Source organism: Cerasicoccus frondis (genome assembly GCA_031296915.1).
Taxonomy (GTDB): Bacteria; Verrucomicrobiota; Verrucomicrobiia; order Opitutales; family Cerasicoccaceae; genus Cerasicoccus; species Cerasicoccus frondis.
This window is the reverse complement of the sequence record JAVDPC010000005.1, coordinates 71,414-97,780: the sequence shown is the minus strand read 5'-3', so window position 1 is coordinate 97,780 and position 26,367 is coordinate 71,414. Positions and strand designations below refer to the sequence as shown.

Below are 26,367 nucleotides of genomic sequence, written 5' to 3'. Positions count from 1 at the left end.
TTGATCTGTTCCGTGACAGGACCGCACAGGGAGGACAAGATGGGTGAGCAGAGACGAGAAATTGTCCGAGACGAATTTTCAACCCCAACGCCATGAGCTGAGAAGTTTCCTAATGGACTCTGTTTCAAGTAGTTAGCCGTTTGTCAGGAAGTTGGCCTAGCATATGAATACACTGGATGGCGCCTCGAATTACGATCCCACATAGGCTTCGTTCACAAAATAGCGCGGCAAGATTGAGAATTTATCAAATTAACCAAAATTATGATTATGAAAGCGATCGCTCTGAAACCACATTCCCCAATTACGCAGGCATCGGCTCTGGCTGACGTCACATTACCCAAGTGGCCGGAGCCAACCGGTTTCGATATGCTGGTCCGAGTCCAAGCGGTTTCCGTCAACCCTGTGGACACAAAAGTGCGCTCCAGTGGCAATGAGGACAATGTTGCCTCGAAAATCCTCGGTTGGGACGCAGCTGGCGTGGTCGAATGCATCGGTCAGGATGTCACTCAATTCAAAGTTGGCGACATGGTTTACTACGCCGGGGACATTACCCGCCCAGGATCGAACGCCGAATATCAACTGGTCGATGCCCGCATTACCGGGCCCAAACCTCAAAACCTGACGCCAGCGGAGGCGGCCGCTTTCCCTTTGGTTTCGCTCACTGCTTGGGAAGCGCTTTTTGAGCGCCTGGGAATCGATCCCAATGGACAACATACAGGTAGCTCCATCTTCATTATCGGTGGCGCAGGCGGTGTGGGTTCAATCGCCATTCAACTGGCGAAGTTGGCGGGGTTAACCGTGGTTACCACCGCCTCACGGACGGAAACCACGGATTGGGTGCGGAAGCTGGGGGCCGACGTCGTTATCAACCACCGGGAGTCCATCATGGCCCAACTCAAGGGGCATGGGTTTTCCGATGTAGACTACATTGCAAACTTCAACAACACCGACGCCTATTGGACAACCATGGCCGAAGCAATTAAGCCGCAGGGAAAGATCGTTTCCATTGTAAAGAACGAGCACCCGCTTGATCTCAATCTGCTCAAGAGCAAAAGCGCAACGTTTGCATGGGAGTTCATGTTTACGCGCTCCATGTTTAAAACTGCAGACCAGGACAAACAGGGAATGATTCTGCGAAAGATTTCTGAGCTCATTGAATCTGGAAAGCTACATCCTATCAACAAGAACGAATACAAGCCAATCTGCGCCCAGCATTTGCGTGAAGCACATGATCTGCTCGAAAGTGGTAAAGCTATTGGTAAAACTGTTCTGGTTGGCTGGCCCGAAAAATAATAAAACGACCATGTGCAAGCTTGTCTACGGCTTGATAAGCTAGCCGGTTTGGAATCGATAGGCTCGCGGTGTGAGTTTTGTTGCGGAACGAAACGCCAAATAGAATGCCTTGGTTGTGGGAAACCCGCTTTCCTCGCCGATTGATTCGTTACTCAAATCCGAATTGCGCAGGAGATATTTGGCTCGTTCTACCCGCACCCGTTGAATCTCTTCATACGGGCTGCGTCCAGTCGCCTCACGGAAACGTCGATTTAGCGAACTCTGGGAAATGGGAAATTGATCCAACAGGTCCGCGACACTTAGTCCGCGTTGCGCGTCGCTTCGAATTACGCTTAGGACTTGAGCGATCAATGGGTCTTGGAGGCGGATATCACTCGATTCACGCTCGACGACGCCCAGCGGCGAAATCATTTCAAATTGCTTCGGTTTTTTTCCCTGCATTAACAGATCCAGCCGTCGGGCTCCTTCGAATCCTATTTGATAGGCGCCTGGGTCGACCGAGGTCAGCGTGGGACTTGACATCGTGCAAATGGCTTCATCGTTACCGGCGCCCACGACGCACATTTCACCGGGAATGCGAATGCCCGCCTCATGAGCGCAGTTAATGATTTCCCTAGCCAGTAGATCGTTGGCTGTAAAGATGCCGAAAGGCGGCGCTAAACTCTTCAACCAAGTGATTAAATCGTTACGGTCGAGCGGCGCCGTAATGTTGAATATGTCCGCCTTGAGGTTGGCTTCTTCGGCTGCATTCAAAAATATTCTTTCCCGGATTGCGGAGTAACCGATGCCGCCGTATCCGACATAGCCGATGCATTTCAGGCCCAATCCCCGAAGATGATCAAAGGCCTGAAGCGCGATTTCCGAACCATTGCTGGTTAGGCAAGGGACTCCGTGGTCGACCATGCCGGCTGCGACCAGCCCGAACATTGGTCCGTTAAACTTCAAACATGCGTCCAGGTCGGCCGGCTTCAATGGGCGAATTAAGAGACCGTCGCACCAATATGGCACATTGACCGGCCCGAGCGCAGACTCAAAACAAGGCAGCACGATTTCCCAATTGGCGCGCTGGCGCGCATAATCAGAGGCGCCCCGGAGCATTTCACGACCCTCTCCACTCGAAACGTCGATGGTTATTCCAACATGCAGCACCGAGGCGACCATGCTGAACTGTCGATGAGGATGTCAGCTAGATCAACCCCATTTTGAGCGAAATCGACACATTTTGGATTCTTATCACTATTGTTGGAGGGCAGCGAATAGCTTATTATGGGTTCCTACACTCGTCGAACGATCTCGCGCACAAGGAGTACGTGGTGAATGCCGCAGCTCCCTGATACCTAACAATGCGTTCCAAGCAGCCCCTTCATCTATTTAACCGCAGTTTAATGATTCTCAGCATCGGAATATCCTCTTGGGGCTTGGGTAGCCAGACTGTGTCGGCGGATGATAAAAGCCCGCTAGGCATTGAGTCAGAGCCAGTCATCAATGCCGGGCTTTCCACTGATTCAGCGCAATCCGTTAAGACGATGGAACTCACGTCTCCACATCTGAAGCTAACGCAGGTCATTCTGCATGACGCAACGGATCACAGCGATGAACTGGTGCAGGAAAATGAGTGGTTACTTCACCCAAACGAAGGTAGCATCACGCTTACTGGAAACTTATTCCTGATTGAGGATTTCCTGAACCAGAATGGGCTCATTTTCATTAAGCGTGCGCCACTCCCGAACGCCAGACCTGTCCCCCAGGGAGCCGACTTCAAAGTGACGACCAAGCGCAGTGGCAAAACAACAGTCGCGATGTATGAAAACGACTCAGAAAGCACTTGGACCGTTTTAACCTACAATGGCGGCGTTTTAGAGCGGACTAGAGTGTTGCACGATTGGCAAGCGACCCGCCGCCCAAACACCGATGGGCATCAACTCCCCCGCTTCCTGAGTAACACCTGGGGCGACCGTTCACGGGATAGCCGCATGCGCGAAGACTTTATCCTGGCCGAAATTGATGCCGCCGAAAAGTTGGGTGTCGAAGTGGTTCAACTGGATGACGGATGGCAACAGGGCGCTAGCGCTAATTCGAAAGACGCCAAAGAAAAAGGCGGCGTTTGGGAGGGCTTCTGGAATGCCGATCCGAACTTCTGGGCGGTCAACCAGGAGCGTTTCCCCAATGGGCTGACGAAGGTTACGGAACGCGCTAAGGCCAAGGGCGTCAAGCTAGGCCTATGGTATGCCCCGGACTCGTGGAATCATTTGGCGAACTGGCAAAAAGACGCGGATAAGATGCTAGAGCTGTATCGAAACTACGGCATCACACATTTTAAGGTCGATAGCATCAACGCGACTTCAGATCTCGCTCGCGCGAACCTACACTCATTCTTTGATCGGGTGCTCACCCAGAGTCAGGGCGAAATCGTATTCGATCTGGATATCACTGCGGGCAAACGCCCAGGCTATTTCGGTGAAATGAGCGTTGGCCCATTGTTTGTCGAGAACCGCTATACGGACTGGCGCAACTACTGGCCGCACCAAACGCTCAGGAATCTTTGGCAACTGTCCCGCTGGGTCGACCCGAAGCGCTTGCGCATGGAATTTCTCAATAACGAGCGCAACGTCGGAAAATACCGGAACGATCCCTTGGCGCCGGCGCGCTATCAGCCGGATACCCTCTTCGCGACCGTCATGTTCTCCAATCCATTGGGTTGGTTTGAGTGCTCGAACCTGTCAGAGGAGTATGTCGCGAAAGCGTCCCCGCTCATTCAGACATGGAAACGCCATCGTGAGGAACTCTTTCGCGGCACAATCCTACCGATTGGCCAAGAGCCGGATGGGATCGCTTACACGGGATTCATGTCAATCTCGCCCAAGAATAACCAAGGCTACATTCTGGTGTTCCGTGAGCTGAACAGCGAAGACCATGCATGCGTCGAGATTCCTGCAGGGCTGGGCCTCGGAAAAGCTCACTGGCAGTTGCTGAGTCCCGAGGGTGACGTGAAAACAAACCATGACCTTTTGTGGGTGAAGATCCCGGAGAGTCTTGGCTACGTCTTTGCGCGGTTTGTCATCAATCCGTGAGAACCGGACAGTCCCCCGCCGCCGCAAGGTCGAGCGACCCGTATTCCCCAATTTGTTATTCCTCTTAAAAATTATCCGTCTCAATTTGTCTCATGAATATACTGGAAGTTGTTTTATTCGTCATCTCTGTCGTTGGCGTCATTACCCTGGGTATCTGGAAAAGTAGCGGTCATGAAAGCCCCGATAAGAAAGACGCCTCGGATTACTTTCTCGCCGGTCGTGGGCTGACTTGGTGGCTGGTCGGTTTCTCTTTGATCGCAGCGAATATATCCACGGAGCAATTCGTTGGGATGTCCGGTTCCGCAGCGAACTGGCTGGGCATGGCTATCGCCTCCTACGAGTGGATCGCAGCGATCACATTGGTTTTTGTCGCGTTCTGGTTCCTGCCTAAATTTTTAAAGACAGGGCTGTACACCATCCCTGAATTCCTGGAATACCGTTTCGATGGAGTCGCTCGTCTGGCAATGGCGATCCCTGCTATTATTACCTTAGTCTTCGTGACGACCTCGTCGGTTATCTTCTCTGGTGGTAAGTTTGTATCGGAGTATTATAACACAGTTCCCGTCTTAAATAACCTGACTGCAGTTTGTTGGCTCATTGCCATTTTTGCAGCGCTGTACGTTTTTGTGGGCGGTTTGAAGGCCTGTGCGTGGACTGACTTGGTCTGGGGGGCGGCTTTGATTATTGGCGGACTCATTGTGACGGCATTGGCGTTTTCAGTCCTGGCCGAGAAGCCCGCCGAGGAACTCATTCTGACCAAAGTCTCCAACTCGACGGCTACAGTCGAAGATCTCGAACAGGCCAATGCCTGGCAGCGTTTCATGCTACTCAATGACGGAGTGGATGGCGAAGCGGATGCCATCGATGGTGAAAATGGCAGTGGAGGCAAAGTGCACATGGTCCGTCCCAAAACAGATTCAGATCTCCCGTGGACCGCACTTTTGATCGGACTGTGGATTCCGAACTTCTTCTACTGGGGGTTGAATCAGTACATTGTCCAGCGAACCTTGGGCTCGAAGTCACTGGCCGAAGGTCAGAAGGGCATTGTCTTCGCCGCTTTCCTGAAATTGCTGGTGCCCTTCCTGGTGGTGATACCTGGTATTCTCGCATATAACTTATTCAGCAATGATTTGCTGAATGCAACGACTGGCGAATATGACTACGACCGCGCTTTTCCTGTCTTGGTGCGTAATCTGATCAAACCGATGCCACTCATTTCATGGTTCGTTTTAGCAGCCTTAACCGGAGCAGTCATCAGTTCCTTGGCGTCGATGTTGAACTCGGCGTCGACGATTGCGACGATCGATTTATACGCTAAGTTCAGTGGAGAGAAGGACCCGATCAAGTTGGTGCGGGTCGGGCGTGGCTTCGTTCTATTATTTGTGCTGTTGGCTGCTTTGGTTGCGCCACAACTGGATAAATTTACGAGCATTTTTGCTTACATTCAGGAGTTTCAGGGCTTCATTTCTCCCGGCATTCTCGCGGTCTTTATTTTCGGTTTTTTCTCACCGAAAACTCCCCGCTGTTTTGGCGCGATTGGGATCGGGCTCAACGTCGTTGCCTATGGTTTTTTCAAGTGGATCGGCGGTCCCTTGCTCATTTCGCAGGGGTGGTGGCATTCGGACCAAATGGCGTTTCTCGACCGCATGGCGATTTGCTTTTTCATCGTCATCCTGGCGGGGCTTGTACTAACCAAATTGAAGCCCATGGAGTCGCCAGTTACTCTGCCGGAGAATCACGCAATCCAACTCGAAGGTTCCCGATTGGCTAAAATCTGCGGCAGCGGAGTCGTCCTGGCAACCATTGCGCTCTATGCTGTCTTTTGGTAATTGTCACTTGGAATTGAGGCGATTAGGCGGGCGTAATCAACACACTTTAAGCAATTATCGCCATTGTCGTGGTTAGATAAAAATGATAAACTTAAGCCCGAAGATCACCTCATCATTCACTCACTTACCGCGAAATAAGTGTTTCACAAACAACACCCCCTCTAATTATGAAACAACGCAATGTTAAGACCCCTTGCTTGCTGGTTGCTGCCGCCCTAAGCCTCTTGCCTCTTAGCTCAAACGCAGAGCTCATCGCAACTGAATACTTTGATTATGCCAATAGCAATAGCCTTGCTTCCGTCGGCTCTGGCGGTTCTGGCTGGAGCAGTGGTTGGACAACGAACGGGACCAGCTTTGAAGTGCTTGATGGCGCTGCGTTCACTGGAGACCAGGACGCATTCGTTAATTTCCGCACGTTGGCAGAGTCTCAGTCAACCGGCACGCTTTATTTCGCGTGGACTGGCGTTAAAGAAAGAACAGTAGACATACTTGAGACGCAAGTATTGGCGCTTTCTGGCTTTAGCAACAATAACTCAACTGAAGAATTTAGCCTTCAATTTCGCACTTCGAATGCTACCGATGAGTATTTCTTACTCTACGGAGGCGCAGACAGCACCAGTGGGTCCGACTCGGGTGGTGTCTACACGGAGGGCACAGAAGTCACCTTCGTGCTAGAAATTGATTTCAATGCTGGTGGTGACGAAAACATCAGTGCCTGGGTCTTCACTGACGGCCTGCCGACGACACTTGGCTCTGCTTTGCTAACGAACAGCGCTCCGATCTCTTCCATCGACTCGATTCGAATTATATCAAATGGCAAGCGGATGACAGGATCGCTTGATAACATTGTGATCGCCACGGAATATGGTGATTTAATCAGCGCCGTTCCCGAGCCGTCTACCTATGCGGCCCTATTCGGCATCTGCACGTTGACGATGGCCTTGATCCGCCGTCGTCGATAATCTCCTTATCTTAGCACTATCTCATCGTTGGTTACTCCCACAAAAAAATTTTTGAATCCAGGGCTGCTGCTTTAAAAATCTTGCGGTTTCGTGACAGTAACACGCATAGGTGTATTAACAATTATCTCTAAGCAGCCGATACTCTTCCTACTGCTCTAGTAGCAGACCAAACCTCACTCATTAAAATGATGAATCCCCTCAAAACATCACTCTTTGTGCTGGCTCTCGCGCCAGCCTTGCTTACCGCGCAAACGACGGTCCTGATCGATTTTAACGGTCAAGACAGTGATCCAACAACCGGCCAACCGGACACTTGGAACAACCCGGTCAACCCCGGCCTCGATGTGACTATCCCCTATGAACTGGTCGCAGATCTTCTGGATAGTACTGGTTCAGGAACGGGAATTACTCTGAGCATCAACGATGCATTTCATGGCAGAAACACGGCTGGCTCCGTCTCTGGCCCCTTTCCGGGCACCGCGACTTACGACAGCTTCTACACGGCCAATGACACTTGGGAGCCAACCCCAGGTGAGACTCTTGACAATGGTTTCGGCATCCTCGAGTTCTCCGGGCTTGATCCATTGAAAACTTACGACTTCACCGTGTATGCTTCGCGCATTGGTGGAACCGATAACCGCGAAACGGAATACGCCTTCGACGGTGCAAACAGCTCAACGGTATACCTCAACGTTGCTGGCAACGTTTCCAATACCGTCATCGCCAGTGGCCTTACTCCGACTGCGGGTGGCATCATCACGCTAACCGTGGCGGCTGGGCCCAATAACACCACATCGCAACAGTTTGCCTACCTCGGCGCGATTGAAATGACCGTCATCCCCGAGCCCGGCTATATGGCATTACTCGTTGGCGCCCTCGCGACCGGTTTCGTCATGTGGCGTCGCCGTCGTTAATACGCCCACCTCAGAGAAAAGTTTTTTCCCATGGTGGGTCTATCGCTAGACCCGCCATTTTTGTTTGTGGCCCGATGAGAGCCACTAGCCAGCTTCCGGCTAGCATTCTTTAAGGAAGTCCCCGATCCAAGCCAATACGGCCCACTTGTCTCGATGGATCTGCAATGTTTGCAGATCGATTGCCTAACTTCCCCTTCGACATGACTGCATTACGTAAGTGCTTCATTGCAACCATTCTGATTTTCTTCATCCAAACGAACCTGGCTAACGCGGAGAACAAAGTGTTGTTCTTGGGCAACAGCTTCACGATGGGCGGCGGCGGGGCACGTAGCGTTCCTGGCATTTTTGATGCCCTTGCTCGCGCAGCAGGCCAAGATGATCCCACCACGGTCATGGCCGCCGTCGGTGGAAAGGATTATCAATACCACTACGAAAATCATCAAACTCAGATCGCTTCGCAGTCTTGGACTCATGTGGTGATGCAAAACTATTCCACGGAGCCAACTCATGTTGGCAATGTTGCGCACCACATGACTTATGGTGAGTTGCTATACGATTCGATCATGGCCAACAATCCTGCTACGCATGTCCATCTCTACCAAACCTGGGCGCGCTCAGCGATACACTCTCTAATTTCTGGAACATCCAGTGCGAGCACGTTTGAGTCTACCGATGAAATGCTCAGCGAACTAGTTTTAAACTATCAGGAACTCGCAGATTTGCTGAACGAAGATCATCCGGATAATCCTCCGGTTAAAGTCAATCCGGTTGGTCAGGCTTGGGATCATGCAGGCGGCAATCTACACCCGAGCGCTCCACACTACATCGACCTTTTCGCTGACGACGAATACCATGGCAATTACCTGGGCTACTATCTGTCGGCCTGTGTGCATTACGCAGTGATTTATCAAGACAGTCCAGTAGGCCTCTATAATACGCCAGAGGTCGAAGCCTTGAACCTGGGCCTCAATTCAAGTAAAGCGGCATTCGTCGAGAACATCGCTTGGCAAACCGTTGTCGACGCAGGATTGGCCGACGACTTGCCGGACACCACGCCCCCTGTATGGACTAGTTTGGCTCAAGAAGATGCCAATACCCTCGTGCTCCAATTTGACGATCCGCTGGATGAAACCATTGCCCTTGATCCTGCCAACTACGTCATCATCAACCGCGGCAGTCGCGTAGCGATTGAGAGTGTGGCTCTGGCGGGCATGAACCGTATCGTTACGATCACGACCACCACAGAGATCGTTGGCAACTTACTGGTCGAAATCTCTGCCGATATCAGCGATGATGCGGGCAATGCTCTGGAGGATTCGACCCGCATGAGTCTTCAGGGTGCTCAGGCGTCGTTGAATCTTGTTTATGTGGATTTCGGTGGCGGGAACACGGTCTCCTCTAGCGATACATGGAACCAGGTGACGGTAAATGACGAAATCCGTAGCGCAGTTGGCAATGGCGCTGGCGTTCCCGCAGAGTTAATCAGCGACCTTCTCGACGCCAGTGGACAGTCCACCGGCGTCTCACTGACCATGACGGACGCGATCGGCGGCACTAATCAGGCTGGCGCGACGTCAGGACCCTATCCCAGTGGCGCTACTTCGGACAGCTTATATGGTCATAGCGGGACCTTTAATGGCTTTACGGATAATGGCCAGGCCGTCTTTGTTTTCTCAAATCTAGACCCCGGGACTTCCTATGATTTTACCTTTTATGCATCCAGAACTTCGGTCACAGATAATCGGGAAACGCAGTATGCATTGGCTGGCGCCAGCAGTAGTTCTGTCACCCTTGATGTCGCTAACAACGTTTCTTCCACAGTGCAAATCACCGATATGCTGCCGAATGCTTCCGGCGACATCACGTTAATCGTAAGTAAAGGGGCTAACAACTCGAATGGGAATGGCTTTTTCTACATCGGCGCAGTGGTGATCGACAACCAGAGAGCTAGGGTTCCCGTGCTTTATCAACCAGTGTGCTTGGGCAACGATTTCATCATCGACTGGACCGGTTCAGGGCAACTTTACGTGAGCGATAACCTCAACAGCTGGTCGCCGGTAACGCCACAGCCAACACCCCCTTTTGAAGATCAAATATCAACCCATGGACCTCGCTTCTATCGAATCGAATATTAAAGGGATATCGACTATGATTCGCTAATGCGGGCGTACGGCTTTTTCAATGGCTCTCTCAAGCTCTGCCTGCCTGCCAACGAGGCGCCTTGGAAAATGCACTATAAAAAATAGCTGATGATCAATTCGCATCTTTTATAAGCGCTAACTACTGGACATGCAGTGCGATGAGCTGACAAGGGTCCAGGCTGAGTCGAACTCCGCCAGTGGCGGATCGTTGTAGCGTCTCTCCAGTGGCGGCATTGATTACGCGGCCATTGTCGGGGAGCTCCAGGGTGACTTCGCTCGCACCTTCATAGCCTGGGTTGACCACTGCATAGTACGCGCCATGCTTGCCAGCGTCGATGCGGCGCACGACGACTTGGGGGTTGGAGGCTGCGCCGTCGATTACTTTGGATGGCAAAGCTGGGAGCGCAAGGTAGGCTGCATTGAAGCGGCGGACATAAGCGGGGGAGAGGCGGTTAAAGTTGTTTGAGGCCAAGTAGCCGATTGCCGTTGGGTTGCCGTTGGCCATCGCGTTGGCTTCCGGCAGCATGATGTAGGGCCCGACGCGCTCCATGTCGGCGACGAAATAACCAAGTGGATCGAGGTCTTTGCCGTTTTTTCCTTTTTCAATGCGGATCATGTTTTCGTTGAGTCCGTAGTGGCGCATCATGGCCATTCCGGATTCTGTTTCAAAGGCCTCAAGCGCCATGGGATCGGAAACCGAGGAGAGGCGATTGAAAGAGTAGGTTGAAAGCACGCCATTGGTGTCCTCGTAATTTTCCGGGTCGTAGATGGGCGTTGCGTGTTCGTGCTCCCATTGGCCCCAGGTTTTCCGGGTGCTGGTCAGCGCCTTGTAAGACCATTGTTCGTCTATGGTTTCTTGCAGCGGAACGGGCGGCTTTTTCAAATCCACATTTTTCCAGGCGTCCGGATCTTCGGCGACGAGACCTGTGCCGTAGCCTTCGGGGTGAATCCATCCCGGCTCCGATGGGTCTGCGGTATAAAATATGGTGGCGTCTTCGAGGCCTTCGCTGCGCAGGTAATCCCTAAGCTTCAGCAAAAATTCCTTACGCTTGCCATACCACCAGTCGATGTAGGCCTCATAAGTTTCGCCTCGTTTCTTCAGCTCGTCGCGGGTGACTTGCTTGCGTCCGGTTTCATCGGCAAAGCGCTGGATGGTGGCGTCGGCAAAGCTAATCGCCAATTGGCTGGAGCGTGGGCGCAGCCAGGCGCCGATGAATTTCGCCTTTTTCTGTTCGTCGACAATGGTGATCTCGAGCATCTTGCGCAGGTCTTCAAAGGTATCGGGATCAGTCAAGTCGGCCCGCGCGGTTTCGGTCCATTTGATATGCGTGTAGGTGTCGCCGTTCAGTGGGGTTGCGCGTCGTTCAAAGCCCAGGCCATTTTTCCCCTTGCTGCCGGAGTATTCATAATAGGGTAATACGTAGAGATCATAGTCGTCGGCGACGTCAAGGATGCCCTCCCAGCGTTTGGGCGAATGGCTTTGATAGACCCAATCATTGCCGCCGTACTTTGAGGAATCCCAGCCTTGGTTGGCTCCGAATTCGAGCAAGTCTTTGGCCAGAGTATTCATGCCCAGGAAGCGCATCATCTCAGCTTTGCCACGGTAGTAATCCAACTCGTCGATCCAACCCCAGCCGGAGGGATCGCCACCGATGACCCCGTCGGCCATTTCTTCGCGGAAGAACAAATGGCGGCGTGGCAAGTCGCTGGGCGGGTAGTTGATTTTCACCGCGAAGTCTTCATAGTCCGGTGCTTTATACAGGCGAATTTTGGAAATGGCGGCCCCTTGCGACAGCGGATCCTGCTCTGGTTCATACTGGGCAATGTAGACCCAGAATCCATCTTTGGGAGTCATGGTTCGCTTGGTGTCTGCTTCATTGGGCACCTCGGCGTGGCGAATGCCGCCGGTTACGGAAAAGCGGTCCTGCAAGCGCATGAGCATTTGCACGGCTTCATATTTTCCGGACAGCGGGACCTCCAGAGACTCTGGGCTTTGGTAGACATAGCGCGGGTGCATGCAGTCGCCCAGTGCGTTGCCGGTGTAAAAGCCGCGCATCGTGCCATTGCCGCGATTGAGGATAATGGCGGAGCGTGGCGCATCCTCCGGATAGACGACTTCCAATACGTAGTTTTCGTTGGCCTTGAGCCCCTCGCCCTTGCCGAGCAGATAGCCAAAATATTTGACGCCGGGCTCGTCGTTGGGAAGCACGCGGACGCGCTCGCCCAGAATCGTTTCCACCTGACTGACGCCTGCCGGATACTCCCTAAACTCATCTTTATCTGGCGTGCGGGATACGTCGATTTCCTCGATCAGTTGAAGGTGCGGATTGACTGGTGAGGCTTCGCTGCGGGCAAGGAAGCAAAAGAGGCTAATTACAAGGAGTCGGGTGGATGCTAACTTCATCGGTTTGAGGGGGTTGTCTGCAAGAAGGGGTGACGCAGGGTGGTTGCCTCAACAGTTAGAGACAGGCAGTGCGCCACTGGGTTCATGCAGTGGGGGAAGTGGTTGTTATATCGTAGAAACGTACTAGCTGCCAATACGCCTTGGACAGGAAAAACTGATTAGATGGGCCTCAATCCTATCAATAATAGATCAGTTTTACCTAAGTTGAGCCTAACGCGCCGCCACTTAGCCCAAGACGAGCACGATGATGCCGACTAAAATGGTCAAGAGGGCCGGGAGCTTTCGCAGGCCATTTTTCTCCTTGAAGAGCCAGAGCCCTCCGGCGAATGACACCAGCGCGCTGCCGCGTCGCAAACAGGACAGCACGCCAATCAGCACGCCTTCCATTTCCAGGGCGCGAAAATAAGCAAAGTCGGCAACGAGCAGTGCGACGCCGACAAACGGAATTGACCAGCGCCACTCGAATTCTCCCCGCGGCCACCAGCGTCGTTTCCATCCCCAGAAAAACGGAAAGAAAAAGACGACCAGGTAAATCGCGAACCACGATTGCACGGTTGGCGTTTTGTAGCCCAGGGTGTTGAGCAGGTATTTATCGTAGAGCGAACTCGTTGCTCCAAGTAACGTTGCCGCAATGATGTACCAGACCCAACGATCCCGGTGAAACTGGATGCCTTCTTTTTTACCCGCGATCGAAAGCAGATAAAAGCCGCTCAGGGTTATGCAGATGCCCGTCCATTGCGCGGCGGTAAACCGTTCGCCGAGGAGGAAGTAGGCGCCCAGCAATGTCCACACCGGGCTCGTTGCCCGAATCGGCGCCACGAGTGAGATGGGCAGGTGCTTTAAGGCGAAATACGCGAACACCCATGAAGTCCCGACCAAGGCGGATTTGGCGAACAGCCGCACATGGCCTAAGGCGTCCAGTGACCCAATGCACAGGAAGTCCGAAGGGATCAGGTCGGGGCGCCAGTGGCTGATTATTACCCACGGAGCCCAGATCGTCGCCGCAAACACCTGGGCCCAAAAAAGCACGGGCAGCACCGCGTTGTCGCGCACTGCATGCTTCTTGCCGAGGTCATATAAGCCGAGGACGACTGCAGAGAACAGCCCGAGAGTTACCCAATCCATGTGGCAAGGTGGTCACGTCGCAGGAGTTTTTTCAAATTAAACCTGCTGACGTGGCCTGGATTTCTCTCTGTGCTTTGCTTGCTGCAGTTTTGGGGGGCTTTAGCTGCGAATGGCCTTGATGAGCTTGATGCCCTCCATCGCCATGACCCGCACGCCGTTTTCGAGGAAGCCCAGCGCGTTGCCGGCGAGGAATGAAAGCTTACCCTTGCCTTGGATTTTTGCGACGGTCAGCTCAAAGCAGAACTTGGAGCCAGTGTCGGGGCGGACTTCATCGAAAAATACGGTTCGGCCAACTTCACGCGCGCGGCCGACGCCGGGGATGCCTGCCCAAGCCAAGTAAAGGCCAGCGAGCTGCAACACGGCTTCGATCTGCAAAGTGCCGGGCATGACGGGGTCTCCATGGAAGTGATTCTTGAAAAACCACGTGCTCGGAGAGAAATCGAATTCCGCCCGAGCCTTACCGTAAATGCCGTCATCATTTTTCTGGAACTTTTGGAAGTGGGCGCGGTTAATTAGCAGGAACTGGCCGTTGGGCAATTTGCCAAACTCGGGTCCAAAGAGTCCTCCTGTCTCGCAGTCGCGAATTTGCGCTTCTTCAAGAGTTTCTTCTTTTTCGATTGCGTAATTCTGCGCACTCTCTGAATTAGATATATTTATCATGGAATCGATCGTTATTACCGGAATGGGAGGTGTCTCCCCAATTGGCATTGGAAACTTAGCTATGGACGAAAGTTTGCGCGAATGCAATCACGGATATAAGGATATCTCAAGTATTGCAACTAGTGCAAAATATTCTCTAATGAACGGGGCGTCGATTGCTAATATGGCTCCCGACGATTATTTGAGCTTTCCCGTCAGCGCGAAATACCGTGGCGCGGTGCGCTCGAAGCGATTGGACCGCATGTCGCAGTATGCCCTCGTGGCGGCTAAGCTGGCGGCGGAGCAGGCGGGGCTGCTGGGGGAGGACGACTTTCTGCGGGAGCCGGAATTCGCCCAAGCCGCCGTAGTCCTGGGCATTGCCCTCAATGGCGTGGAGAGCTATGACCGCTTGCATCAGGACTTTGCGGACGGCAAGAAGGTGTCGCCCTTTGCGGTGCCGATGTACATGACCAACGCCTCCGCCTCGGTGGTCAGCACCTATTTCAATTTGCAAGGGTCGCCGTTTACGGTGAACACCGCGTGCGCCTCGTCGCTGACCGCAATCATCCGCGCCTGCGACATGCTGCAACTGAATCGCCCTGGTGGTCCGAAGATGGTCTTTGCCGGTGGCACGGAAGCTTCGCTGACCGACTTCGTTTCGGCCAGCTTCCTGGCCGCGCGTGCGATGAGCCCGGAAGGCATTTCGCGTCCGTTTGATATTAACCGCAATGGCTTTGGGCCAGCCGAGGGCGCTGGCGTGCTGGTGCTCGAGCGCAAGAGTGACGCGCTCAAGCGCGGCGCCACGCCATTGGTGGAGATCATTGGCTTTGATGAGCGGCATGACCATTTTGATGAGGAGCGTTCACCGGGCGTGAACTTTACATCACCCGACACCAGCGGCGAGCAACTGGCAGACTCGCTCATGGCCGCGCTGGAGATGGGGCAATGCCCGATCGAGGCGGTCGATGTTTACAACGCCCATGGCACTGGCACGCAATACAATGACCTCACGGAGGCGCGCGCCTTAAAACGGGTTTTTGGCGATAAGCTGCCGGCGGTCATGGCGCTCAAGGGCTTCATGGGCCACTCTGGCGGGGCGACATCGGTGCTCGAATTGATTGGCGGCATCCTCAGCATGCAGGGCGAGTATTTGCCAGGTAATCCTCAACTGACCGAAGTGGATCCCGAAGTCGGCATTTCCCTGCAGAAGGAAACGACGCCGCTGAAGCATCAGACTCATCTGAAAACCGCAATGGGCTTTGGCGGCGCCCGGGCTGTTCTGGCCTACAAGCAATTTGCCAACTGAGCCGGTGAAATGGCTGAACGGATTGTCGCCAAGGAGAACGTGTAATGCCTACTGGGCAGGCTTCTGCTTGTCGTTTACTGTTTGTTTGGTGGTCGGTTAATCGCCTGTAGACATATTTGGCGTCGTGTTTGTCCATAGACGCTTGGGCGGAATTGCGTTAGTATGAGGCCATGAAGCATTCTTACCTCATACTAACTACCCTTGCTGCCTTGTCGCTTCCTGCGGTTTCGCATGGTCAGGTCTTGGTGGCGGATAATTTCACGAACTCGACCGGCACGGACGCGGCGACGGTTTCGAACACGCAGTCGTCTGGCGTTGGGACTTATGATCGCATTTTGACGCAGTCTGCTTCCAGCGGCATGACCGTCACGACGGTCAGTGGTTTCGGCACGGGCAATGTGTTGTCTCTGGGCAATTCCTCCAACAATTATTACCGCGAGTTCAATGGCGGGGCGACGACTTCGCTTAACAGCCTAAGCCTTGGGCAGACGCTTTCACTTTCCTTCGACGCTCGCTTTAGCGCGGTTCCATTTAGCGGAGACAACTTCAGCTTCGGCTTCATCAACGACTCCTCGCCGGACTCCATCCTTTACGCCAACGTCGACCTGACTGGTTCGTCCTACGTGTCGGAATTCCGTTATCGCGAAGGCAGCTTCAATATGTCCGACGCCGGCGGCAGCTTGATCGTCGGATCAGGCTGGACTGAGCCCGCCACCGCTGCGAACACCAACTACACCTTCGCCATTGATGTGACGCGTGAACTGAACGGTGACTGGACGATTGCTTACTATCGTGACTCGGAATTATTGAGCAGCATTGCGCTGACCGTTTCCAGCAGCGTCATTACGGCCATGGGCGATGTGGACATTACGGGCATTGCTTTCCGCCACGCCAATACACCTGGCGCTACGACTTACATCGACAATGTCAACGTGGCGATCGCGACGATTCCTGAGCCCGGCTTTACCGGCATGGGGCTTGGTTTGGTCGCGCTTTGCGGACTGCTTTACCGCCGTCGCCGGTAGTTTACATTTGGGGGTATATTAACGGTATAAGGCTGGCTGGGGCGCGTGATCCCCGGTCAGCCTTATTCTTTGGTCGAGCGGGGGTTGTTTACTTTCAGAGAGCCGGACTCCAGCAGCTTGATGTCCATTTCGCGGAATTGCTTTTGATACTGCCCGGGCGTTTGCCCGGTGAGCCGACGAAAGACTTTGGTGAAGTGCACGCGGTCCGAAAAACCGGATTGGTAAGCGGCGTCGTCGATGAGCGTCTTGGGGTTTTTCAGCATTTCCTTGGCGTGGTCGATGCGCGCCTGGCGGATGTAGGAGCTGAGCATCACTTCCATGTGGCGCTTGAACTCGCGACTCAGGAAGTCGGGGTGGCAGCGCAGGTGGTCAGCGATTTCCTTGATCTTAAATGGTTCGCCGATGTGGTTATAAATGTAGCGCTTGGTTTCCCGAATGATGTAGGGGACTTGCACGTTGTCGTTGGTCTTAAACTGGCTGAGCGACTCCCCGTTGGTGCTGATGATGTCGTGCAGCCAGTAGGCGGAGTCCTTCATGGTGCGCTGTTGGGTTTGGTAGTCCACGTGCACCAGCCCGAAGCGCTGCCGATAGCCTTCCTGCCATTCAAAATTGTCCAGAAGCGACCAGTAGAAGTAGCCGCGTATGTCAATTCCTTCCTGGATGGCGCGGTGTAGTTGGATCAGGTAACGGCTAATGAACTCGATGCGGTTTTGGTCACGCACGCGCCCGTCGAAGCCGACCATGTCGTTGTCCGCATAGCCGTTTTCAGTGATGATCAGGGGCAGTCGATAGAACTCCGACATAAACTTCGTGCCCCAGTAAATGGACTCCGGCGTGGTCTTCCAATGGTAGGTGGATTGCGGGTGTCCGGGCTCCACTTTCACGGCCGCAGGGGAGCCGTCATCGTTGGCTTTGATGTGGATGCCATGGAACAAATTGCACCCGAGAAAATCAAGCGGCTGGCAGATGATTTCAAAATCCTTCGGGTCAATTTTGGGGACAGCTTTGCCGTAAACGCTTAGCCCTTCGTCGGGATAGTGGCCGAGGATCACCGGGTCGCCCCACCAGCGGTTGTTCCAGACGCCGTCCGGGTAAATCGCGGCGCTGGCCTTGCGGGCGGCGTTGATGTTTTCCGGGGTCTCGGTTATGGGTTGGTAAACTGAGCAGGCGGTCGGCCAGCCAATGATGGGCTTTGCAATGGCGTGTTCGCGAATCGCGGCAACCGAGCGCCCATGCGCGAGCAGGCTGTTGTGCCCGGCGATGAGGGTTTCGCGCAAGCCGAGCTTTAGCCCAGGCGCCTGTTCTCCGCTCAGGTAACCCAAGCCGATGAAGCCTTGAGGTTCATTAATTGTCATCCACTTGGTGACACGGTCGGACAGCCGTTTGACGACACAGGTCGTGTAGCGCTCAAACCAGGCCGGGCTGTCCGGGTTGAGCCAGCCGCCGCGGAGGAAGAGGCCATACGGCATGTCCCAGTGGTAGAGCGTGATCCAGGGCTCGACGCCTTTCTCCAGCAGCCGATCCACAAGGCGGTCATAGAAATCCAGGCCTTTCTTGTTGGGCGGGCCGAGGCCATCCGGTTGGATGCGTGGCCAGGAAACCGAAAAGCGATAGGCTTGCACGCCGATTTGCGCCAGGCACTCCACGTCTTCCTCGTAGCGGTTGTAGTGGTCGCAGGCAACTTCGCCGCCATCGCCCTCCCAGGTCTTATTGGGCTGCGCGGTGAACATTTCCCAGATGGATGGGCCGCCGCCATCCTGACGTCGCGCGCCTTCAATTTGAAAAGATGAGGTAGCAGCGCCCCAGATAAAGTCTTTCGGGAAATTCATTGGTTTGGTCCTTCAGGTAATGACAACTATGCCGATCAAGTTAGCTTCGCACTTGTGGGTAACGCCAGTTATTGTTCTTTTGGGGTCGCGTTTAGACAATCAATTAGTCGGATAACAACTGGCATTCTCCTGAGCAAGTCTATATACTGATAGCATGTTCTCGAACTTTGCGAGTTTCCCCCCTCTCCGCGCTTTGGCGTTTGCGCTTCCTGCCCGCTCAATCAATGCCGTCTTGCGCTGCATCCAATCTTATCCCCACCTGACTAGGCCAAGTTCGATGAAGAATGCTCTAGGGGAACCGAATCAACCGACGTGTTTTCTCGATGGGGGTAAGGGTGACGAATGGAGCAATGAGCGTATTTACGATGTTCCTTCCAACCTCAAATTTACCGTAAAAATGGGCAACTGGGCGACGAAAAGCGTGGACGGCGCCGCCTGGCCCCAGGACTTCCAAATCGACTACGTTCGTGTGGGCCAGTTGGCTGATTGCCTACCCGACATGAGCTAGGCGAGCAACGACAAGATCAATACCCCGATAAATGAAACAACCATGCGTCAATGATCGCAGCTCCAAGGGTTTCGCGCTAATCATCGCCATTTCATTGATGGCGATGCTGGTGTTGCTGGTGATATCCATCTCGACGATTACCCGGGTAGAATTGCAAACCGCCCTGTTCCGAACCCAGAAGGAACAATCGCGGGCCAATGCGCTGCTCGCGCTCTCCGTCGCCATGGGAGAGCTCCAGAAATACGCAGGCGCGGATCAGCGCATCACCACGCGCGCCGACATCGATGCGGGCAATACCGCGAATCCGTATTGGACTGGCGTTTACGGCGCGGCATCGGTCGTGGGCTATGATGCAACTCCAGTGGAAATCGCCAACGAGTTGACTGACCCGACGTTGGTCGCCACAAATGGTTCCTCCGCCAAGCTGCTCAACTGGCTGGTCAGTGGCAATGAAGAGACGGTCTTTTCTCCGTCAGATGATATCGGGCCGACGGGCGCGATTACAAATTATCCCGCCGCAGACGAAATCCGTTTCAATCCTGGCAGCGTTGAGAGCATCACGGCGGCTACGGATATTGAAGACGACATCCAGTTGACGGATCAATACGGCGTGCAGACCCCGGCGCGCATTGTAGTGGGCGCGGGATCGGTTGACGAGGTCGCGGATTTTGTGACGGCGCCATTAGTCGATGTGCGCAACAGCGAAGGCATGGTCGAAGGCGCCTACGCCTGGTGGGTCGGTGAGGAAGGCGTCAAAGCCAACATCACCATGCCGCTGGAGCAGTCCTCAACTCAAAAGCAGGAAGCCTTCCTCAACGCCACACGCACTGCGGTCGAGCTGATGGCCAAAAATGATGCGCCAGAATTAGACGCCGAGAGAATCGGTGAGCTTTACGACGCGACCGATAACGTGGACAACCTGGCCACGATCGATGAACTCGTGCTGGCCAGCGGGCTGCCCAACGAAGCGCAAAGCGCGATCCGTTTTCGTTTCCACGACATGACGACGGACTCTATGTCTCTGTTGACGGACTCCTATGCGGGCGGCGTGAAACGCGATCTATCGATCCTGCTGGATAACGACTTCGTGCTCAACGCATCGGACCCAACCGCGAACAGCGAGTTCTTATTTGTCCCTCACCTGGACGACGGATCCAACTATGCGATCCCAACCTGGGGACACCTTCGCTCATTTTACAATACCCGCGTGCCGACTACGGGGACGGACGCCTATAGCTTGCTTCCCCGTTTGCCCATTCACGATAAAAACAGTGAACTGGACGACGTAGGCGTGGCCCCTGTGCTGACTTATTTTTCGATGGGCTTTCGTGTGGCGCCCGGCTCGATTCCCGCAGCTGGCGTGGACATAAACCTCAACCTGTATCCACTGGTGGTTCTCTGGAATCCCTATAATTTCACGCTGAAAGCGCCGACCCTGGAGGGCGGTGGCAATTATGAGGTTGGCATTTATCCCACCTACAATGTGAAGCTGAATCTGGAAGTGCTCGATGACGACACTGGCGAGTGGGCCATCAAATCCCGGTTCGATTTCCTCAAAGACAGCGATGGCAATAACAGCAACCACGAGTTCTTCCGCTTTCGGTTGAATTGTCCCGACATTCCGCCCGGGCAGAGTCTGATTTTCTGTCTGCCCATCGGCAGCAGCGGTGATGTTTACACTGGTCAAAATGTCCTGGAGAATATTTCGCCGGAAGTATCCGCGCACGTTTCCATTCCGCTGAGCACTTTCGACGAAGGCGAGGAGGATAACCTCTTTCGCGTTGCGCCAAATACCTGGCATGAAACGCCGGAGAAAACGCACTACTTCGGATCCAGCTTCTCCAATGGCGGAGGAGGGGAGCTCTTTACGTATCTCGGTAAGCCGGTTGCCACGCGCGTCTCCGCCAACACGAACACGGCCTTTGACCCTGCTGAATCGAACCGCGAATGGTATCAAACGAACCAGCGGGTTGGCTGGGATAATATATTAGTTGTCCAGCAGGGGGGGACCTCTGTCCAACAAGTGCCGCAGGTGCTGGCCTACTATGATCCCAGTGTCGCAGATGAGCCTGCGTTCGTCTTTCTCATGCAGGCGCTGTTCTCCGGCTATGGCCTGAACGAGCAAATCCTGACTAACCAGCATGACCTGCCTTCCCGCTGGGTCGCTCAGGGAAATATGCGTGCTTTGAGAACTTCGCGGACGCGCCGAGACCGTAATTACAACGTGCTGTTCACCGCGACGGCTGGCTCGCAAAACGTCAATACGCCCTGGCATAAATTTCTCAGTGATGACAACAGTGAAGGGCATCGCGCCTCGGCGGGATTTGGGCACGACTGGGTCGACGGCGCTCCCCAGGATGCAGTGCTTTTTGAGTTCCCCTATGAAGACCAGCACCTGTATTCCATCGGGCAACTGCAGCATGCAAACCTGTCGTTCATTGGCGCCTATCCGTCTTACCCAATTGGCAATAGCCTGGCGGACTTCCGCCTGCATGCGGAGTCGGGCCCGATGTTTTCTGATGCGCCCGATGGCTACCAACTCGCGCGGGTCGATCACGTTCTGGACAGCAATAACAATCTGACTGGATTGGCGGTGAACCAAAAAGGCTACTACGATATTTCCTTTTTATTGAATCGCATGCTCTGGGATCAGTACTACATGTCTGCGCTGGCCATGGATGATGTTGCTGGCGCCACGCCGCCCTTTGAGCGCCACGTCGTCCACGAAACAGTGGATTGGCGGGACCCGGATGTCAGCGCCAGCGGTTTGATGCTTAAAGGCGGCTTCAACATCAATTCCACTTCCGAGCAAGCGTGGCGCGCAGTGTTGGGCGCGGTGAACCAACTGGAATATAATCCGATCACTGGGGCTACTGCGACTGGTCTGGATTCCGCCTTTTCCCGCTATTATCGCCCTACGGCGGACAACGAACCCGGGCAAATCTGGAACGGCTACCGCACACTCACGCCGGAGCAAATTGCGCAGCTCGCGCACTTCATCGTCGAAGAAATTAAAAACCGCGGTCCGTTCACTTCGGTCAGTGATTTTGTCAACCGCCGCTTGGTGGACAACCCCGCTACGGAGGAGGATGAAACCCTGAGCGGCGTCATCCAGGCCGCGATCAACCGGGCATCTATTGCCGAAGGCGCGGACTTCACGGTCAATGACCCAAGCCTGGACGCCTGGTATGACGAAGGCGTGGAAATGAACGTAGACTACGTGCCGAATATTCAGCCCGGCTATGTTTACAATGCAGAGCAATTCTGGGGTGGCGACACCCGCACCTCGACCGTCAGCAATCGCTCAGCGTTTGCGCCCAAGCACCTGACGCAGGCGGATGTGCTCTCGCTCATTGGCTCCTCGATTACGGCTCGGTCAGACACCTTCGTTATCCGCGCTTATGGAGAAAGCAACGATCCACTCTCCGGCGAGGTGCGCGCTCGCTCCTGGTGTGAAGCGCTTGTGCAGCGCCTTCCCGAATACGTTGACTCCAACGCCGACCAACCTGAAGACTCGCCGACAACCTTGCTCAACCAGAAGTTCGGCCGTAAATTCAAAATCATTTCCTTTAAATGGCTTACACCCGAAGAAGTTTAATCTGTCATTGGCTCGTCCTCCTTATATTGCCGCTGACGGTTCAGGCGCAGCGAGCGGAAGATGTCGTGGAGTATCGCGTTACTTCACTGGACAATATTTCTGAATTCCTATGTGAAATAGATGGCGATGAGCGAACCGTCTACGCGAGCCTCGGCGCGCTTTCGCCAGCCTTGGTTGCGCCGGATAACCGCAAGGTTGAGTACTATGATTACATCGATGCGCCGGACCCAAAGTTGCCGCCGATCAAGCGGCCCTTGGCGCAGTTTAAGTTGCCTGCCGGGGTGGGGCCGTTTCTGACGGTTTTATCGTCCACTGAAAGCGGACAGGGTTTGCCGTACTCGGCGATTGTCTTCGATCAGTCATTGGAGTCGCATCCATCCGGACAATTTAAAGCCTACAACTTTTCCAAGCGTCGCATCGCCATGCGGGTGGGGGAGCATGACCTGATTTTGCAGCCGGGCGAGACGGGGCTGATTCCGTATCCCGCTGATCGCAAAGTGTGGATCAAGGTGGCGATTGAATCGGCGGAGTCCGGTTGGATTTTAACGCAGAGCAGCCCCGTGCCGGTGAGCGCCGATACGCGGACCACTTTGTTTGTGGTCGACATTCCGCCCAGCGAGCGCGACCCGAATCCCAAGGGGGTGGTGCTTCGCAAAATGCGCGAGCGGGTGAGCACACTCTAGGTAGTGTTTGAAAATGCAAAAAAGCTATTTCAGAAGGTGGAGCCCGGTGTCCCTACCGGGCTTGTTTCATCCAGCGGGTTGACGGAGAGGCAATAGCAAGCCCGGTAGGGACACCGGGCTCCACCTGTTCGAACAGACGTTAGGGTTTGTTTTCAGCTAACTTGGCTGCTCATGCCTGCGCGCGAACCGTCTGGCCGTCGACCCAACTGGGGCCGATCAGGGCGGCGCGTGGGTAGGGCGGGGCGCCGGCTTCGCCGCGGTGAATCATGCCGACGAGCATGTCGAACGCGGTTTGCCCGACGATGTCGTTGTGTTGATTCATGCCCGCCCAGTCTGGTCGCGTTTCGCGCCACTCCAACTGGATGAGGCCAATGTCTCCGGGCGCTTTGAGGCCGAGGTCTTCCAACCAGAGTTGGACTTCATTATAGAGCGTGAAAATGACGTCCGGCTTTTCCTGCCCCAGCCAGCTGTTGAACAATGCGCGCTTTTCCCGCGCGCCGGTTACGTCGAAAAAGGGCGTGATGCGGCGCTCGGGCGGCAGTTGTTGCTGCCCAGTGTGGAAGCCCGCCGAAAACCGATGGTCCACCAACTCGTCGATGACGGAATCGAGGACCAGCGCCGGGCGGCGATAGCCCAGTTGCAGCGCCTGCTCAAAGGCGCGCAAGGCGAGGATGTAATGATCAACACAGGCAAAGGGCAGGGCGGGCTCGCGCGTGCGCACGCCAGTGACGACACAAGGAAATTGGTCGATCACCGGCAGAAAGGCCGACGGCAGCCGGTTCTCTTTCATCAAACCGATCACGATGACGCCGCGGATGCCGCGCGCTTCAAGTATCTCCAGCCAGCGCTTCCCGCTGAGTTCCGGGTCGTGCAGCCAGAGCGGGTCGATCGCGTAGCCGAGCATTTGGGCGCGCTCCTGGCAACCGCGCACGTAGTTGGGAATCGTCCGGTGGTTGGCGAAGGCTTGTCGATCCTGGTGCCCGTTGATCAACGCCACAGTCGCGTAGACGGACTCGCGGTTTTGCTTGCGCATTTGCGACATCAGTTCGCTCAGGATCTGATTGCGGCGGTAGCCCAGCTCGTCGGCGGTTTTGATGATCTTTTCCCGCGTTTTGGCGGGGATGGACGGGTCATGCTTGAACGCCAGCGAAACCGCGTTTTTTGAAACGCCTACCCGCTCGGCAATGGTCTGCATGGTCACCTTCATGAAAACGTCAGTTAAAACGGAGCACGGAGGGAATGTCAGACTTAAATTTTAGCCCTGATGGCTAGCGTCTAGCATCCTGCAATTTTCCAGACAGACAGCTTTGTGGAGCATGCAGAATGCAATGGGTTACAAAATGAAGCGTGTTGGGATGTTTCCTATAATGCTTAATAGCAACTGGTTGTGGAATAATTGAGGTGGTTGGCATCGTGCCTGCAATTACTTATCCGAATCCAATCAACCAATAATTAAACGAAAGGATAAGTCATGTTAAGTTGGGCACTCACATTCTTCGTAATCGCACTGATTGCCGCCCTTCTCGGTTTCACTGGGATCGCAGGCGCCGCAGCGGGAGTTGCTAAGATTTTGTTCTTTGTGTTCCTGGTCCTGCTGATTGTTTCCGCTCTTGTCGGCGCATTGCAGGGTAAGAAACCAATGTAACGCGATCAATGATTACACGCATACACCAAGTGCCCGGTCAGTGGTTCCAATCCCGGCCGGGCATTTGTTAACTTCAAACCTGGACCTGTTATGCTTGAAATTGCCATGCCTGGACCGAAAACATCGTTTTCTGAGCCCACTGCTCACGAACCTGCCGCGCCATCGCGGATTGCCTACATGGAGAATGCCCTCGGCATCCCCTTTACGTATGGCAATACGGTGGAGCCGCTCGAAAACGGCGATGAAATTTTCCCCGCCATGTTGTCGGCCATCCGCAGCAGTCATGATCACATTGAGCTGCTGACTTACATTTACTGGACGGGGGACGTCGCCAAGGAATTTGCGGACGCGCTGAGCGAACGCGCCATGGCGGGCGTGACCGTGCGCGTCGTTTTGGACTCCTTTGGCTGCGCGGACATGAAGCGCGAATTTATCGACGAAATGATCGAAGCCGGCGTCCATGTGCAGTGGTTTCGTTCGGTGCGCAAATCTGTCCTCAAGTTCGATTGGCGCACGCATCGGAAGATTCTGATTTGCGATGGCCGCATTGGCTTCACCGGGGGCGTGGGCATTGCCGCAGAGTGGGAGGGCGACGCGCGCAATCCCGACGAGTGGCGTGAAACGCATTTTTGCATCCGCGGTCCTGCGGTGAAGGCGTTGAGCGGCGCGTTCTGGGACAACTGGGTCGAGGAAAGCCCGATCCCGCTTAAGCTCATGACCGCGAACCCCAATGAACGCCCCAACGGCATTCCCTTGCAGGTCGTGCGTTCCAATTCCGGCTACCGCACCAGCGACGCTTACAAGGTGCTTTGCGCGTTGATCTCGTTGGCCACCGAACGCCTGGACATCGTCAGCCCGTATTTCGTTCCGGAGCCGACTCTCCTGCGCCAGCTTTGTGAGCGCGCCGAGAATGGCGTCCGCGTGCGGATTTTGATCCCCGACACCTACACCGACAAGCGCTTTGAGCGCGTGGAGTCCGCCCGCTATTTTGACGACCTGCTCCAGGCCGGCGCCGAAATACACCTTTATAAAAAAACCATGATCCATACCAAGATGGTCCTCTGTGACGAGCAGCTTGGCTTGTTTGGATCGATCAATTTCAACCGCCGCTCCCTCTTGAAGGATGAAGAGATCGGTGTGGTCGTGGGCAGCAGCAGCTTTGTCCAACGCATGCGCGAAATCTATGAGGGCGACCTCAAGCATGCAGTCCGGCTTGACCCGAAGCAGTGGCGAGGCCCCAGTGCAACTGAGGTGTTGCTCCAACAGTTGATGACGCCCTTTCGCGATCAATTGTAGGGAAAACTGAATAACTGCATTTTGCACGATAGTGTAGTTGGATGCATTGCAAAATGCACTATCTCCGCTTGCGCATTTCTTTAACCCGGGTTTCAATCC

The 26,367-nt window shown here is 54.4% G+C and carries 19 protein-coding genes; 13 read left to right on the top strand and 6 right to left on the bottom strand.

Features of this window, described 5'->3' with window-relative positions; genetic code table 11:
* Positions 1-267: 267 nt before the first annotated feature.
* Positions 268-1,293, top strand: coding sequence for a zinc-binding alcohol dehydrogenase family protein (locus RBB63_RS05535; RefSeq protein WP_309381920.1), 1,026 nt, complete (start codon positions 268-270; stop codon positions 1,291-1,293).
* 39 nt (positions 1,294-1,332) lie between these two features.
* On the opposite strand, the gene RBB63_RS05530 is transcribed toward RBB63_RS05535, so the two are convergent.
* Entirely contained in the window at positions 1,333-2,454 is a 1,122-nt protein-coding gene (locus RBB63_RS05530) for a substrate-binding domain-containing protein (protein WP_309381918.1), read from the bottom strand.
* Between the two features lie 224 nt (positions 2,455-2,678).
* Between RBB63_RS05530 and RBB63_RS05525 the strand changes: the two genes are divergently transcribed.
* From RBB63_RS05525 to RBB63_RS05505, 5 genes are all read left to right on the top strand, one after another.
* Positions 2,679-4,364 (top strand): alpha-galactosidase, encoded by a 1,686-nt coding sequence (locus RBB63_RS05525; RefSeq protein ID WP_309381916.1) that lies wholly within the window; start codon positions 2,679-2,681, stop codon positions 4,362-4,364.
* A 92-nt stretch (positions 4,365-4,456) separates the two neighbouring features.
* The gene (locus RBB63_RS05520) at positions 4,457-6,193 is read left to right on the top strand and encodes a sodium:solute symporter family transporter (RefSeq protein ID WP_309381914.1); all 1,737 of its coding nucleotides are present in this window, start codon (positions 4,457-4,459) and stop codon (positions 6,191-6,193) included.
* Positions 6,194-6,360: 167 nt separating this feature from the next.
* Complete coding sequence (locus RBB63_RS05515; protein WP_309381912.1) at positions 6,361-7,155, top strand: PEP-CTERM sorting domain-containing protein; 795 nt, start codon at positions 6,361-6,363, stop codon at positions 7,153-7,155.
* A gap of 185 nt (positions 7,156-7,340) precedes the next feature.
* Positions 7,341-8,069: a PEP-CTERM sorting domain-containing protein gene (locus tag RBB63_RS05510; RefSeq protein WP_309381910.1), complete on the top strand. Its 729-nt coding sequence runs from the start codon at positions 7,341-7,343 to the stop codon at positions 8,067-8,069.
* A gap of 200 nt (positions 8,070-8,269) precedes the next feature.
* Positions 8,270-10,204 carry an autotransporter outer membrane beta-barrel domain-containing protein gene (locus RBB63_RS05505; RefSeq protein ID WP_309381908.1) on the top strand — a complete coding sequence of 645 codons (1,935 nt, stop codon included), beginning with the start codon at positions 8,270-8,272 and terminating at the stop codon, positions 10,202-10,204.
* A 145-nt stretch (positions 10,205-10,349) separates the two neighbouring features.
* Here RBB63_RS05505 and RBB63_RS05500 read toward each other — a convergent pair whose 3' ends face one another.
* The 3 genes from RBB63_RS05500 to RBB63_RS05490 form a co-directional block, all read right to left on the bottom strand.
* The gene (locus RBB63_RS05500; protein WP_309381906.1) at positions 10,350-12,614 is read right to left on the bottom strand and encodes a hypothetical protein; all 2,265 of its coding nucleotides are present in this window, start codon (positions 12,612-12,614) and stop codon (positions 10,350-10,352) included.
* Positions 12,615-12,839: 225 nt separating this feature from the next.
* Complete coding sequence (locus RBB63_RS05495) at positions 12,840-13,739, bottom strand: EamA family transporter (RefSeq protein ID WP_309381905.1); 900 nt, start codon at positions 13,737-13,739, stop codon at positions 12,840-12,842.
* Positions 13,740-13,838: 99 nt separating this feature from the next.
* Complete coding sequence (locus RBB63_RS05490; RefSeq protein ID WP_309381903.1) at positions 13,839-14,399, bottom strand: ApeI family dehydratase; 561 nt, start codon at positions 14,397-14,399, stop codon at positions 13,839-13,841.
* Here RBB63_RS05490 and RBB63_RS05485 point away from each other — a divergent pair.
* On the top strand, positions 14,398-15,684 hold the full coding sequence (locus RBB63_RS05485; protein WP_309381901.1) for a beta-ketoacyl-[acyl-carrier-protein] synthase family protein: 1,287 nt from the start codon (positions 14,398-14,400) through the stop codon (positions 15,682-15,684). The two genes, RBB63_RS05490 and RBB63_RS05485, sit on opposite strands and share 2 nt — an antisense overlap.
* Positions 15,685-15,854: 170 nt before the next feature.
* Positions 15,855-16,709: a hypothetical protein gene (locus RBB63_RS05480; protein ID WP_309381899.1), complete on the top strand. Its 855-nt coding sequence runs from the start codon at positions 15,855-15,857 to the stop codon at positions 16,707-16,709.
* 62 nt (positions 16,710-16,771) lie between these two features.
* On the opposite strand, the gene RBB63_RS05475 is transcribed toward RBB63_RS05480, so the two are convergent.
* Positions 16,772-18,538, bottom strand: a complete 1,767-nt coding sequence (locus tag RBB63_RS05475) for a GH1 family beta-glucosidase (protein WP_309381897.1) — start codon at positions 18,536-18,538, stop codon at positions 16,772-16,774.
* A 277-nt stretch (positions 18,539-18,815) separates the two neighbouring features.
* On the opposite strand from RBB63_RS05475, the gene RBB63_RS05470 reads away from it, so the two are divergent.
* From RBB63_RS05470 to RBB63_RS05460, 3 genes are read left to right on the top strand one after another with little or no spacing between them, the layout of a single operon-like run.
* Positions 18,816-19,046, top strand: coding sequence for a hypothetical protein (locus tag RBB63_RS05470; RefSeq protein ID WP_309381895.1), 231 nt, complete (start codon positions 18,816-18,818; stop codon positions 19,044-19,046).
* Between the two features lie 31 nt (positions 19,047-19,077).
* Positions 19,078-22,644: a hypothetical protein gene (locus RBB63_RS05465; protein ID WP_309381892.1), complete on the top strand. Its 3,567-nt coding sequence runs from the start codon at positions 19,078-19,080 to the stop codon at positions 22,642-22,644.
* Positions 22,620-23,327, top strand: a complete 708-nt coding sequence (locus RBB63_RS05460) for a hypothetical protein (RefSeq protein ID WP_309381890.1) — start codon at positions 22,620-22,622, stop codon at positions 23,325-23,327. The genes RBB63_RS05465 and RBB63_RS05460 overlap by 25 nt, the downstream gene beginning before the upstream one ends.
* A gap of 169 nt (positions 23,328-23,496) precedes the next feature.
* Here RBB63_RS05460 and RBB63_RS05455 read toward each other — a convergent pair whose 3' ends face one another.
* Positions 23,497-24,534, bottom strand: coding sequence for a LacI family DNA-binding transcriptional regulator (locus RBB63_RS05455; RefSeq protein ID WP_309381888.1), 1,038 nt, complete (start codon positions 24,532-24,534; stop codon positions 23,497-23,499).
* A gap of 264 nt (positions 24,535-24,798) precedes the next feature.
* On the opposite strand from RBB63_RS05455, the gene RBB63_RS05450 reads away from it, so the two are divergent.
* Both RBB63_RS05450 and RBB63_RS05445 read left to right on the top strand, forming a co-directional pair.
* The gene (locus tag RBB63_RS05450) at positions 24,799-24,972 is read left to right on the top strand and encodes a DUF1328 domain-containing protein (RefSeq protein WP_309381886.1); all 174 of its coding nucleotides are present in this window, start codon (positions 24,799-24,801) and stop codon (positions 24,970-24,972) included.
* 90 nt (positions 24,973-25,062) lie between these two features.
* Positions 25,063-26,268 (top strand): phospholipase D-like domain-containing protein, encoded by a 1,206-nt coding sequence (locus RBB63_RS05445; RefSeq protein ID WP_309381885.1) that lies wholly within the window; start codon positions 25,063-25,065, stop codon positions 26,266-26,268.
* Positions 26,269-26,367: the final 99 nt, after the last annotated feature.

Coding starts and splice junctions, on each gene's coding strand:
- RBB63_RS05445 (WP_309381885.1), top strand. CDS start 25,063: ATGCTTGAAATTGCCATGCCTGGACCGAAAACATCGTTTTCTGAGCCC.
- RBB63_RS05480 (WP_309381899.1), top strand. CDS start 15,855: ATGAAGCATTCTTACCTCATACTAACTACCCTTGCTGCCTTGTCGCTT.
- RBB63_RS05460 (WP_309381890.1), top strand. CDS start 22,620: ATGGCTTACACCCGAAGAAGTTTAATCTGTCATTGGCTCGTCCTCCTT.
- RBB63_RS05535 (WP_309381920.1), top strand. CDS start 268: ATGAAAGCGATCGCTCTGAAACCACATTCCCCAATTACGCAGGCATCG.
- RBB63_RS05500 (WP_309381906.1), bottom strand. CDS start 12,614: ATGAAGTTAGCATCCACCCGACTCCTTGTAATTAGCCTCTTTTGCTTC.
- RBB63_RS05485 (WP_309381901.1), top strand. CDS start 14,398: ATGGAATCGATCGTTATTACCGGAATGGGAGGTGTCTCCCCAATTGGC.
- RBB63_RS05475 (WP_309381897.1), bottom strand. CDS start 18,538: ATGAATTTCCCGAAAGACTTTATCTGGGGCGCTGCTACCTCATCTTTT.
- RBB63_RS05515 (WP_309381912.1), top strand. CDS start 6,361: ATGAAACAACGCAATGTTAAGACCCCTTGCTTGCTGGTTGCTGCCGCC.
- RBB63_RS05470 (WP_309381895.1), top strand. CDS start 18,816: ATGAAGAATGCTCTAGGGGAACCGAATCAACCGACGTGTTTTCTCGAT.
- RBB63_RS05455 (WP_309381888.1), bottom strand. CDS start 24,534: ATGAAGGTGACCATGCAGACCATTGCCGAGCGGGTAGGCGTTTCAAAA.
- RBB63_RS05450 (WP_309381886.1), top strand. CDS start 24,799: ATGTTAAGTTGGGCACTCACATTCTTCGTAATCGCACTGATTGCCGCC.
- RBB63_RS05490 (WP_309381903.1), bottom strand. CDS start 14,399: ATGATAAATATATCTAATTCAGAGAGTGCGCAGAATTACGCAATCGAA.
- RBB63_RS05465 (WP_309381892.1), top strand. CDS start 19,078: ATGAAACAACCATGCGTCAATGATCGCAGCTCCAAGGGTTTCGCGCTA.
- RBB63_RS05505 (WP_309381908.1), top strand. CDS start 8,270: ATGACTGCATTACGTAAGTGCTTCATTGCAACCATTCTGATTTTCTTC.
- RBB63_RS05530 (WP_309381918.1), bottom strand. CDS start 2,454: ATGGTCGCCTCGGTGCTGCATGTTGGAATAACCATCGACGTTTCGAGT.
- RBB63_RS05510 (WP_309381910.1), top strand. CDS start 7,341: ATGATGAATCCCCTCAAAACATCACTCTTTGTGCTGGCTCTCGCGCCA.
- RBB63_RS05525 (WP_309381916.1), top strand. CDS start 2,679: ATGATTCTCAGCATCGGAATATCCTCTTGGGGCTTGGGTAGCCAGACT.
- RBB63_RS05495 (WP_309381905.1), bottom strand. CDS start 13,739: ATGGATTGGGTAACTCTCGGGCTGTTCTCTGCAGTCGTCCTCGGCTTA.
- RBB63_RS05520 (WP_309381914.1), top strand. CDS start 4,457: ATGAATATACTGGAAGTTGTTTTATTCGTCATCTCTGTCGTTGGCGTC.